General features: G+C 66.9%; 11 protein-coding genes and 1 pseudogene. 8 read left to right on the forward strand and 4 right to left on the reverse strand.

Translation table 11 applies throughout. The features are described from left to right. Positions 1–9: 9 nt before the first annotated feature. Genes Q1J95_RS10520 through Q1J95_RS10530 form a run of 3 tightly spaced genes read left to right on the forward strand, consistent with a single transcriptional unit; the run spans position 10 to position 1,923 of the window. On the forward strand, positions 10–174 hold the full coding sequence (locus Q1J95_RS10520; RefSeq protein WP_300267477.1) for an iron chelate uptake ABC transporter family permease subunit: 165 nt from the start codon (positions 10–12) through the stop codon (positions 172–174). Then, the gene (locus Q1J95_RS10525; protein WP_300267468.1) at positions 164–1,168 is read left to right on the forward strand and encodes an iron chelate uptake ABC transporter family permease subunit; all 1,005 of its coding nucleotides are present in this window, start codon (positions 164–166) and stop codon (positions 1,166–1,168) included. The genes Q1J95_RS10520 and Q1J95_RS10525 overlap by 11 nt, the downstream gene beginning before the upstream one ends. After that, positions 1,165–1,923 carry an ATP-binding cassette domain-containing protein gene (locus Q1J95_RS10530; RefSeq protein ID WP_300267469.1) on the forward strand — a complete coding sequence of 253 codons (759 nt, stop codon included), beginning with the start codon at positions 1,165–1,167 and terminating at the stop codon, positions 1,921–1,923. The genes Q1J95_RS10525 and Q1J95_RS10530 overlap by 4 nt, the downstream gene beginning before the upstream one ends. 15 nt (positions 1,924–1,938) lie before the next feature. Here Q1J95_RS10530 and Q1J95_RS10535 read toward each other — a convergent pair whose 3' ends face one another. The 3 genes from Q1J95_RS10535 to Q1J95_RS10545 all read right to left on the reverse strand — a co-directional run bounded on the left by Q1J95_RS10535 (position 1,939) and on the right by Q1J95_RS10545 (position 4,009). Further along, positions 1,939–2,148, reverse strand: a complete 210-nt coding sequence (locus tag Q1J95_RS10535; protein ID WP_300267470.1) for a hypothetical protein — start codon at positions 2,146–2,148, stop codon at positions 1,939–1,941. A gap of 18 nt (positions 2,149–2,166) precedes the next feature. Continuing rightward, positions 2,167–3,111 (reverse strand): DNA-3-methyladenine glycosylase 2 family protein, encoded by a 945-nt coding sequence (locus Q1J95_RS10540; protein ID WP_300267471.1) that lies wholly within the window; start codon positions 3,109–3,111, stop codon positions 2,167–2,169. 181 nt (positions 3,112–3,292) lie between these two features. Then, positions 3,293–4,009, reverse strand: coding sequence for a winged helix-turn-helix domain-containing protein (locus Q1J95_RS10545; protein ID WP_300267472.1), 717 nt, complete (start codon positions 4,007–4,009; stop codon positions 3,293–3,295). Positions 4,010–4,336: 327 nt separating this feature from the next. Here Q1J95_RS10545 and Q1J95_RS10550 point away from each other — a divergent pair, with 327 nt between their 5' ends. The 3 genes from Q1J95_RS10550 to Q1J95_RS10560 all read left to right on the forward strand — a co-directional run bounded on the left by Q1J95_RS10550 (position 4,337) and on the right by Q1J95_RS10560 (position 8,988). Further along, complete coding sequence (locus Q1J95_RS10550; protein WP_300267473.1) at positions 4,337–4,645, forward strand: GNAT family N-acetyltransferase; 309 nt, start codon at positions 4,337–4,339, stop codon at positions 4,643–4,645. Positions 4,646–4,786: 141 nt separating this feature from the next. Then, entirely contained in the window at positions 4,787–5,941 is a 1,155-nt protein-coding gene (locus tag Q1J95_RS10555) for an exonuclease SbcCD subunit D (RefSeq protein WP_300267474.1), read from the forward strand. Continuing rightward, positions 5,941–8,988, forward strand: a complete 3,048-nt coding sequence (locus tag Q1J95_RS10560) for an SMC family ATPase (RefSeq protein ID WP_300267475.1) — start codon at positions 5,941–5,943, stop codon at positions 8,986–8,988. Before Q1J95_RS10555 ends, Q1J95_RS10560 begins: the two co-directional genes overlap by 1 nt. A gap of 73 nt (positions 8,989–9,061) precedes the next feature. On the opposite strand, the gene Q1J95_RS10565 is transcribed toward Q1J95_RS10560, so the two are convergent. Beyond that, entirely contained in the window at positions 9,062–10,012 is a 951-nt protein-coding gene (locus Q1J95_RS10565) for an aldo/keto reductase (RefSeq protein WP_300267478.1), read from the reverse strand. Between the two features lie 106 nt (positions 10,013–10,118). On the opposite strand from Q1J95_RS10565, the gene nadE reads away from it, so the two are divergent. Together nadE and Q1J95_RS10575 are read left to right on the forward strand one after the other, a co-directional pair. After that, positions 10,119–10,949, forward strand: coding sequence for an ammonia-dependent NAD(+) synthetase (gene nadE / locus Q1J95_RS10570; RefSeq protein ID WP_300267476.1), 831 nt, complete (start codon positions 10,119–10,121; stop codon positions 10,947–10,949). 51 nt (positions 10,950–11,000) lie between these two features. After that, a pseudogene (locus tag Q1J95_RS10575) lies at positions 11,001–11,471 on the forward strand (DNA helicase); the annotation flags it as partial.

Here is an 11,471-nt window from a genome sequence, read left to right on the forward strand (position 1 = left end):
CGTCGCGCGATCGGGTGGGTCGCCGGGCTCGGGGCGGCCTTCGTGCTCGGTTGCGATCTCATCGCCCGCGTCGTCCGTTTCCCCTACGAGATGCCGTTGTCGGTCATCGTCGGTGTGATCGGTGCGGCCCTGTTCCTCTGGTTGCTGCTGCGAAGGAGAAGTCGTGCTCACTGACACAGTCGTCTCCTCGCCGTCGCGGGAGCCGATCCGGCAAGCGTGGGCGAAGCCGTCGGTGCGCATCGCCGCTCTCTCAGCCGCGGTTGTGATTCTCGCCGCCTGCTATTTGCTCACCGATATTCCCGGGTCGCTCTGGTTCGCGCTCAAGGTGCGCGGTCTGACCGTCATGGCGATGCTCGTCATCGCCACCGCCGTGGGGGTGTCGACGGTGGTATTCCACACCATCACGCAAAATCGCATCCTGACCCCGTCGATCATGGGGTTCGACGCGTTCTACATGCTCATCTCCACGACCATCGTGTTCTTCCTCGGGTCGGCATCCTTCCTCGACGCCGATGAGATCATGCTGTGGATCGTGCAGGTCGTCGTCATGGTCGCCTTCAGCGTCTTCCTGTTCACCTGGCTCTTCGGCGGCAAGCGGCGCTCCATTCACTTGATGCTGCTGGTCGGCATCGTGCTGGGTACGTTCTTTCGCGGATTCACCGAATGGATGCAGCGGATGCTGAACCCGCTGGACTTTCAGATACTCTCCGACGCCATGTTCGCCTCGCTGACTCGGCCCGATCCGATGCTGCTCGCCTTCACCGCCGTGCTTGTCGGAGTGGGCGTCGTCGCTGTCATTCCGATGATGAGCACCCTGGATGTGTTGACGTTGGGCGAGCCGGTCGCGGTCGGACTCGGCGTGAACCATCGAAAGACCGTGATGGCGCTGTTCACGATCGTGTCGATTATGATCGCCGCATCCACAGCGCTCGCGGGGCCGATTCTGTTCTTCGGCCTCATCGTCGCCAACCTCGCCTATTCGTACACGGGCACCTTCCGCCACGTGTGGACGCTTCCTGCCGCCGCGCTGATCGGCATCGGCGCGCTGCTGGTCGCGCAGCTCGTGCTCGAGCAGCTGCTCGGATTCGGCGGCAGCCTGTCCATGATCATCGAGCTCGCCGGTGGGCTGTTCTTCCTCTACCTGGTGCTCAGAAAGGGGGCGCGATGATCGCGCTCGACGGCGTTAGCAAACGATACGGATCCCAGACGGTGCTTGACGATGTCACCCTCACGCTGGGCGATGAGGGCGTGACGGCACTGATCGGCGCGAACGGCGCCGGGAAGTCCACCCTGTTCGGCCTCGTCGGCCGACTTATCAGAGCGGATGCCGGAACCATCGAAATCGACGGCATGAACGCGGCAGAGACGCGCTCGCATGAGTTGGCGAAGATCCTTGCCGTGCTCCGACAGGACAACCACATTGCTGCGCGACTGACAGTGCAGGACCTCGTCGAATTCGGGCGATTCCCGCACTCGCGCGGACGATTGACACTTGATGATCGGGTTCAGATAGACCGTGCCATCGACTATCTCGACCTGCACTCGTTGCGCGAACGGTTCCTCGACGAGCTGTCGGGCGGGCAGCGGCAGCGTGCGTTCATCGCGATGGTGCTGGCGCAGGACACGAAGTACATCCTGCTCGACGAACCGCTGAACAACCTCGACCTGAAGCACATGGCCGAGATCATGAAGCTCGTCCGGCGCATGGCCGACGAGCTCGGCAGACGCGTGATCATCGTGCTGCACGACATCAATTTCGCCGCCACCTACGCGGACCGCATCGTCGCGATGCGATCGGGGCGCGTCGTCGCCGATGCGCCAGCGACCGACATCATGCGGCCCGAGATCCTGGAAGAGGTGTACGCCACCGCAGTCGATGTGCGAACGATCGACGGTCAGCAGATCGCGCTGTACTACAGCTGAGGTCGCGCTTGCGCTCTACAGTTCGATGCCGTGCGACTCGTCGTTCACGCCGCTGTTGCCGCCCTTGCGGGATTCGACCGAGATCAGCCAGACCAGCGACACGATCGCCGCGAGCAACAGGCCGAGCCAGACGTTCTGCAGGATGAGCCCGATCACGATTCCCAGCACGACCAGCACCACGGTGCCGCCGAGCCACGTCCAGCGCTGCGTTTTCGATGCTGCCATGGCGCCAGCCTAGATGACTCAGCGCGCGCGGTGATCTTCGGGCGCCAGTCGTGGGCCGCGTCGTGCCTCGCGCGGACCGCCAGCGAGGATGAGGCGGATGACGCGCTGGCGGTGGCCCGCCCACGGGGCGAGCAGCTCGAGCATCCCGTCGTCGTCGGTGCGTGAGCCGGTCAGGGCGAAGCCGATCTCGTGAGCCAGGTGGTAGTCGCCGACGCTGACGGCATCGGGGTCGCCGAGTGCCCGGATGCGTGTCTCGGCTGAGGTCCATGCGCCGATGCCGGGAAGGCTCGTCAGAACCCGGTCGCGCTCAGCACCCGAGTCAGCGGTGAGTACGGCACGGGAGATGCGATCGCCGCGCTCGGCGGCGCGGACGATGGCGCGGGACTGCGGAGGTTCGACACCCGCCCGATGCCAGCTCCAGGAGGGAATGCGGCGCCAGCCGTCGATCGTCGGAGGAGCGAACAGCGGCCGCGGCGAAGGCCCGGGTGCGCGCTCGCCGAACCGGGTGATCAGCACGCGCCAAGCGCCGAACGCCTGGAGGGACGTGACTTTCTGCTCGATCGTGGCGCTGGCGAGGGCGTCGAAGACGAGGTCGGTGCGGGTGAGCCGGGCCGCTCGCGTGCGTCGGTCGATGTCAGCGAGCACCGGATGCCACGACACGTCGAACCCCGAGTCATCGTCGCTCGCCCCGCAGAGGTCGGGCAGCTGCTCGAGTGCCCACTCGGCGCCGGGGCCCCACGCGGTCGCGTGGACGTCGCCGCTGACGTTGCGCAGCGCCAGTGTCGCCACGCCTTCGGGCGTCTGCGCCGCGCGCCACAGCGTCGTGCCGTCGACGAACATCGTCGGGTCTTTCGGTCCGCGCATGAGCGTGCCGACTGTGCGAAAGAGGTTCAGCGGTCGCGCGGGGCGGTAGATCGTCGTCAGCGGTGTCGCGGCTGCGTGTGCCGTCGCTGTCGTCGTCATGCCAACACCCTACGCGGGGGTGCTGACCTTCGCCGGGCGCGGCCTGGTCGGGCACCGGTCGGGGCCCGGGGCCGGGTCGGGGCCGGGTCGTGGTCTGGGTCGGGCCGGGTCAGGCCGGGGACCGGGTCGCACGCGGCGGAGTTATGCACGGCGGGCGCGCCGCACGCGGCGACAGTCGGGCTCAGAAGCGGTCCGGCGATGGCGTGCCGTGGCCGTAGCGGATGACGACGTCAGCGTGGCGGTCGAAGCGGTAGCCGACGCCGCGCACCGTGCGCACGATGTCTTCGTAGCGGCCGAGCTTGGCGCGCAGACGCCGTACGTGCACGTCGATCGTGCGCTCACCGGGGGCCTCGTCGTCGGTTGACTGCCACAGCGCCGAGACGAGCTCGGTGCGCTCGATCGTGCGGCCTTCGCGCAGCACGAGGTACTGCAGCAGCTCGAACTCTTTGTATGTGAAGGCAGCCGAGTCGCCGTCGATCAGTACGCGCTTGCGCGAGATGTCGACCGTGACGCCGTAGTCTTCGTCCTGTTCTTCTTCTTCAGCAGCCTTGGTGCGCGCAATCGCGCCGGGCTCCTGCAGAGCGAGGCGAACAAGGTCGAGGTCGCGTCCGCCTGAGCCGTGGGGGGCGAGTGCGACCGTCGCGTGAGTCTCGGCGCTCGGCGCGAGCTCGGCGAGGGTGCGACGAAGGGCGTCGACGAGCACGGGAAGGCTGACACCGGCTTCGGCGGCCTTGATCTCATCGAGTCCGACGTAGAGGGCGAAGCCGCGGGGCGAACGCGTGGCGGGAAGGTCGGCGGCGGCCGGTGCCGTGGCCTGCGCCGACTCGACGAGCGGCGGGACGGCGCGAAGGTGAGGTGCGCGGGTGGCGGGACGCTCGAGGATTGCGGTGTTCGACATGATGATGGGGTCCTTTACAGGCTGAGCCGATGCGGCTCGGAGTGTGTTGCGGAATGACCGGAGGGCCGGGAGACGAGCACGCAGGTGGATGCTCGTGGGCTCGCGCCTCGCAGATGGCGACAGGTCGAGCCGGCAGGGGTGGCTGAGAGATCAGCTACACATTCGGCAACACATGCCAACGCAGCCGGGCATCATCATCCCGGCAGTCCTTTTCGCCTCCTGGGCGGACAAAGGGCTCGCGTTGGTGGTCATGTCGGGATTATGTCTGACAATGTCCGCGCGTGTCAAAACGTGTCTCCGTGTGTCGGAGTGCCCTAGCGTGGGGGAATGACTGATTCCACGCTCATCGATGGGTTCCTCCTGACCGACGAGAAGGATGCATCGCGCTACACGCTCATGCGCGACGGAGTGCTCGTCAGCGTCCTTGATTATCGCGACGATGGAAGCACGGTCGCCCTCACGAGAGCCTTCACTGTGCCGAATTTCCGCGGTCACGGCTATGCCGCGCGCGTCGTGGAGGGCGCTGTGGCAGACATCGAACGGCGTGGGGGCCGCAAGGTCGATGCCGTCTGCTGGTACGTCGCCGAATGGTTCGAGCAGAACCCCGAACACGCCGGACTGCTGCGCCGACGCTGACCGTCACAAATGTGACGTTCTGTTACTTCGGCCGGGCCGGGCGCACGCCAGCGTCTGCCTCGCCGAACGCGACTCGCATGCGCTCGCCCGTGCGCGGCACGCCTCGGCGGGAATGTCGGTGGCACTTCGTACGGTGTGAGTATGCGAATTCTGCACACCTCTGATTGGCACATCGGTCGTACGTTCCATGGCAACTCGACCATGGGTGCTCTGGCCGAGGTGCTGTCTGCGTTGGTGCAGCAGGTGCGAGAGAACGCCGTCGACGTCGTGATCGTCGCCGGCGACGTGTTCGACTCGGCGACACCCGCCGGTCCCGCCTACACATTGCTCGGCGACACCCTCGTGGCGCTGCACGATACCGGTGCGCAGGTCATCGTGACCAGCGGCAATCATGACTCGGCCGCGCGGCTGGGCTTCCAAGCCCGGCTGCTCCGCGACGGTATTCAGGTGATGACCGATCCGCTCGCGATCGGTGAACCGGTGACGATCGACGACGCTAACGGTCCGGTGCATTTCTATGGCATCCCCTACCTTGAACCGGCGATCGTGCGGCAGCACTGGGACGATGTTGCCCTGCGCACGCAGGCGCAGACGATGGCGCACGCGATGCAGCTCGTTCGCACGAGCATGGGCTTGCACGAGGGGCGTTCAGTTGCCATCGCGCACTGCTTCGCAGCCGGGGTCGACGCGACGGCAGGGCTGGAGCGCGAGGTGCGTCAGGGCGGGCTCGATGTCGTACCACTCGACGTGTTCGACGGGCCCGATTACGTCGCACTCGGGCACATTCACGGGCGTCAGAAGCTCAGCGAACGCGTGCGGTATTCCGGCGCCCCGCTGCACTACAGCTTCGGCGAACAGCACAAAGAACGCGGTTCGTGGCTGGTCGACCTCGATGCGTCCGGCCTCGCGTCGGTCTCATGGCTCGCGCTGCCGGTGCCGCGCCGGCTCGTGACCCTCACCGGCACTCTCGATGAGATCTTGTCTTCCGACAACGTCGCAGCGCACGAGGGCGATTGGGTGTGCGCGGTCTATACCGATGCGTTGCCGCAGGCTGAACCGATGCGCCGGTTGAAAGAGCACTTCCGGTTTTGCGCGATGGTGCAGCACGCACCCGCCGATGTCGCCGAGGCGAAAGAGCGCTCCTACTCAGCGCGGCTGAAGACCGCTGTGACCGACGCCGAGCGCATCGAGGCGTTCCTTGAGCACGTGCGTGCGGGGCAGGGGCCGAGCGAGCGCGAGAGCGAATTGATTCGCGAGGTGCTTGACGAGCGTGTCGTCGCGGAAGCTCTCGTCTAGTGCGTCTTCACCGACTCGAGATCGAGGGGTTCGGCCCGTTCCGCGGTCGGCAGGTCGTAGACTTCGACCGCTTCGCTGACGACGGCATCTTCCTCATCGCCGGTCGTACGGGCGCCGGAAAATCGAGCATTCTCGACGCCGTCTGCTTCGGACTTTACGGATCCGTCCCGCGGTACGAGAGCGGCGACAGGCGTCTGCGCAGTGACCACTGCGAGCCGAACGACCCGAGCGAGGTCGTTGTCGAATTCAGCACCACGGCCGGTCGGTATCGCGTCACGCGCTCGCCGGAGTACATGCGGCCGGCCAAGCGCGGTGGCGGACTGACGAAGCAGACCTCTGCCGTGCAGCTCGACACGCTCTCCGGTGACGAGTGGATCACGCTCGCGGCAAAGGAGAAGCGGGTCGCCGATGAGTTGAAAGAGATTCTGCAGCTGACGGTCGAGCAGTTTCTGCAGGTGATCCTGCTGGCGCAGAACCGGTTCGCCCGGTTCTTGCTCGCCGACAGCAAAGAGCGGCAGGCACTGCTGCGACGGCTGTTCGGAACCGAGCGGTTCGACGATGTGCAGTCGCGATTCGACGAGCGGCGGCGCACAGCCGAGGCAGAGCTCGCCGGGGTTCTCGCGACGGTCAGTGCGCGCATCGACGAGGCAGAACGAGTGGTCACGACCGCCGAGCTCTGGGGAAAGCACGGTGAGCAGTCCGACAGCGACCAGTCTGACAGCGACCAGTCTGACGAAGGCGCGGCGGATGCCGTGCCAGACGATGACATCCGACCGACCACGACCGAGGGGCGGCTGTCTGCGTTGCGTGCGGCGCTGGTTCGCGCCGAGTACCAGGTCGAACGCCGAGGGCTCGAGCGCGACGCAGCCGAGCGGAACCTCACCGCTGCCGACGCAGCGCTGGCCGATCGACGGGAAGAGCAGAAGGCGCAGCGCGAGCGCGATCGCGCCAGAGCTGCCGTCGAGCAGCTCGACGCTGAACAACACGACATCGACGAGGCGCGTGCGCAGTTGAAGCGGGCTCGGGCTGCAGAGGCGCTGCGCGCCACCATCACCGCGGCCGATCGGGCACGCGACGCGCACGACGCTGCGGTTGCCGCTGAGGCTTCCGTCCGCGAGAGCTGGGAAGCGACAGGCGTCGACATCGACGGTGTCGATGCGGCCGATCTCGAGGAGTGGGCGGCCGAGCGCACCCGCGAGATCGGCGCCTGGCAGCACGCAGCCGATCTCGAGCAGGGTGCCCAGCCTCTGGCTGCGGAAGTCGCTGGCGCCAGCGAGCAGGTCACCGCGGCATCCGCACGTGTCGAGGCGGCAGAAGCAGCGCACGCGGAGCAGCCCACGCGTCTCGCCGAGCTGACCGCTCAGCGCGATGCCTCGCGCCGTGGTGCCGACCGGTTAGAAGGGGCAGCGGCAGCACTCACCGCCGCGAAGGCACGACACGAGGGCGCCGTTCAGGCTGAAACGCTGGTCGCTGAGGTCTCCGTCGCCGAGCGGGCTCTCGCCGAAGCATCCGAGGCGCTGGCCTCTCAGCAGGCGACCCTCGCGCAGCTACGACGGCGGCGCCTCGATGGAATCGCTGGCGAACTCGCCAGCGACCTGGTCGACGGCGAACCCTGCGCGGTGTGCGGATCCACAGCGCATCCGTCACCCGCAGAGCACACTGACCCCGTCTCCGCAGACGACATCGCCCGGGCCGAGGTCGAACGCGATAGCGCGGTCACAGCAGAGCGAACGGCGCACGACCGCGTGGGCGCCGCACGCGCTGCGCACGCCGCGGCTGAGGCGCGGGCCGAGTCGCGCACGGTCGCTGCTGCTGAGACCGAGCTGGCTGCCGCAGCCGACGCTCACACCGTCGCTCAGCGAGCCGCCGAACGTCTCGATGCCGCACAGAGCGAGCTCGACGCCTTCATCGCGCAGGCATCGGAGCGTGAGAAGGAACGATCCGCCGCGGCGACCGCACTGGCTGCGGCGAAGGAAGAGCTGGCGCTTGTGACCCAGCGCAGCGACGAGGCGCAGAAGCTGATCGCTGATGCCCGAGCAGACTTCGCGACGGTCGGCGAGCGGATCGCGTCGGTGAGCGCGCTGTTAGCGACAGCGAGATCCTTCGCTGCCGCTCTCACCGAAGAACAGCGCCGGGCCGAGGCATCTGCCGAGGCGCAGACGGCGCAGTCCGAGGCTCTCGCCGCGTCAGATTTCGACGATGCGACCGCCGCGCACGAGGCGCTGCGGCCCGTCGCCGAACAAGATGCGCTCGACGCACGCATCACGGCGCACACCGTGCAGCGGGCGAAAGAGCGCGAGATCCTGTTTGCTCTCGAGATGCGTGCCCTTCCCGAAGAACCCCTCGACCTTGCCCAGACCGAGCAGGCGGCGGCGACCGCGCGTACGGAATGGACGGCTGCCGTTGACCTCGCCGGTCGCGCGCAGGCAACCGCAGAGCAGCTGACGAGCCTGATCGACACCGCCGCGACCGCGCACTCTCAGAGCGCCCGGCAGCAGTCTGACTACGACGTCGTGCGGGGCCTCGCCGACACGATCGCCGGGCGCGCAGGCAACACGCACAAGATGACCCTCGAGACTTTCGTGCTCGCCGCTGAACTCGAAGAGATCGTCGAGGCGGCCAACCGGCGCCTCAGCGACATGTCCACCGGTCGCTATCAGCTGCAGCACTCCGATGCGCTCGCGGCACGGGGCGCGGCATCCGGTCTCGGCATCGTCGTCTTCGACGCGTTCACCGGGCAGACGCGTCCGGCGCAGTCGCTGTCGGGCGGCGAGACCTTTCTCAGCTCACTCGCCCTCGCACTCGGCCTCGCCGAGGTCGTCACCGCCCGTGCCGGTGGTATTCAACTCGACACCCTGTTCATCGATGAAGGGTTCGGGTCACTCGACGCCGACACACTCGACATCGCCATGCGCACGCTCGACGAGCTCCGCAGCGGCGGACGCACGGTCGGCATCATCAGTCACGTCGAGTCGATGCAAGAGCAACTCCCAGCCCAGCTGGTCGTCGAGCAGACCCCGGCCGGCCCCAGCCGCATCCGGTCCTGACGGGCTTGTCGAAAGCTGGCGATCGCTGGCGATGGAGCGACCTCGGGCCCGTCGAACGGGCGATCTACGCGACTCAGACTCCCGCGGGGTTCCACTCCGACACCGCATTCAGCGCAGCGACGTCATCCGTGGTGAGCTCCAACGTCGCGCTCGCCAGCAGATCAGCGACCTGCTCCACTCGCGACGCGCTCGCGATCGGGGCGACAACGGTCGGCTGCGTCCGCAGCCATGCGAGCGCGACCGACGTGACCGAGGCATTTCGCAACTCGGCTACGCGCTCCAACTCGTCGATGACCCGCAGCCCCTGCGGTGTCGCGTATTTCGATGCCCCTCCGGCGCGCGGCGAGGTGGCCGCGGCATCCGTCGATCGATACTTACCGGTGAGGAAACCGCTGGCCAGCGCATAATACGGCACCAAGCTCATCTCGAACTCCTCCGCGACGGGGATGACGCTCTCTTCTACGTCGTTTCGGTGCACGAGGTTATAGTGCGGCTGAATTGCGACCGGCACGGGGGCACCCGTCTGCTTAGAGATCGACACCCACGAGCGGATGCGGTCTGCCGAGTAGTTCGAGACGGCGATGTGACGCACGAGGCCGCCGGCGACGAGTCGACCGAACGCGTCGACGGTCTCTTCGAGCGGGGTCTCGGGGTCATCGAAGTGCGCGTAATAGAGGTCGATCGTGTCGGCACCGAGACGCTGCAACGACGCCTCAGCGGCCGCGCGAACGTTCTGCGCGGACAGGCCCCGAAACTCCGGGTGGCTGCTGACCTTCGTGGCGATGGTCAGACCGGTGGGCTTTCGCGACGTCAGCCATTCTCCGATGATCGTCTCGCTCTCACCACCGCTGTTGCCCGGCACCCACGCGCTGTAGCCGTCGGCCGTATCGATGAAGTCTCCGCCGCCTGCGACGTAGGCATCGAGGATCTCGAAGGAGGCGTCGCGGTCGGCCGTCCAACCGAACACGTTCCCGCCGAGGGCGAGAGGGAAGACATCGAGGTCGCTGTGTCCGAGGAGGGGCATGATGCTCATCTTTCGTGCGTTGGACGGTTCCGTTCGACCCAAGTATCCACGAGCGTGATCTATTCCCGTCATCCCGATGTAACACCTCAGGGGCAATACTGGAGTCATGACTCTTCAGCAGGAGATCGCACTGACCCTCGGCGTGCAGCCTGACATCGACCCCGCGGTCGAGATCGATCGACGCGTGCAGTTCCTTGTCGATTACCTGGTCTCCACCGGAGCGCGGGGGTTTGTGCTCGGCATCTCGGGCGGGCAGGACTCGACGCTTGCCGGACGCCTCGCCCAGCTCGCCGTCGAGCGCGTGCGAGCCGACGGCGGCGCGGCGGACTTCATCGCTGTCCGGTTGCCGTACAGGGTGCAGCACGACGCGGATGACGCGGCTGCCGCCATCGCATTCATCGCCGCTGACCGGGTAGTCGAAGTGAATATCCAGCACGGTGTGGACGGTGTCGAGACCGACATCGAACAGGCATCCGGGGCATCCATCTCGGATTTCAACCGTGGCAACATCAAGGCGCGCATTCGCATGGTCACGCAGTACGCGCTGGCCGGTCACGACGGCCACCTCGTCATCGGCACCGACCACGCTGCCGAGGCGGTGACCGGCTTCTATACGAAGTTCGGTGACGGAGCAGCCGACATCCTGCCGCTCGCCGGACTCACCAAGCGTCAGGGAAAGCAGCTGTTGCAGACGTTGAACGCGCCAGATCGGCTGTGGCAGAAGGTGCCGACCGCCGACCTGCTCGATGACCAGCCCGGTCGCTCTGATGAGGACGAACTCGGAATCACGTACGAGCAGATCGATGACTACCTCGAGGGCAAGCCGATGGATGCCGCGACCGCCGCACGCATCGAGCAGAAGTACCGCACGACCGAGCACAAGCGACGCCTGCCCGTCGCGCCCGCGGACGACTGGTGGCGGAGCACCGCTCGCTGAGCCCGCCGAAGTGCGCGGCGCGATGTCAGCGCCCCCAGCTACGCTCGAACCATGCGGATCGATACTCAGGCGCAGCGCGTCATCTGGAGCGCGAGTGACCTGAAGGCTGCGGCCGAGTGCGAGTTCGCCTGGGCGCGTGCGATCGATGCGAAGCTCGGCCGCGTCCCCGCGGTCGACGAACCAGAAGACGCCACACTCGAGCGGGCCGCGCGACTCGGTGACGCGCACGAGGTGACGGTCCTCCAGCAGTATCGCGAGCGTCTGGGCACAGATGCCGTGCACGAGATCGTGCGGGTCAATTCCTCTGATCCTGAAGCGCTCGCCCTGGTCGTGACCGAGACGCGCGAGGCGTTGCGATCCGACGCGAGATTGCTTTTCCAAGCCGCCTTCGCCACGGACGAGTTCGTCGGGTTCGCTGACTTCCTGCTGCGCGATGACGACGGCAGGTGGCGGGTGCAGGACTCCAAGCTCGCCCGCACGGCCCGTGTCACAGCTCTCATGCAGCTGGCGGCATATGTCGAC

Source organism: Microbacterium sp., assembly GCF_029263575.1.
Classification (GTDB): Bacteria; Actinomycetota; Actinomycetes; order Actinomycetales; family Microbacteriaceae; genus Microbacterium.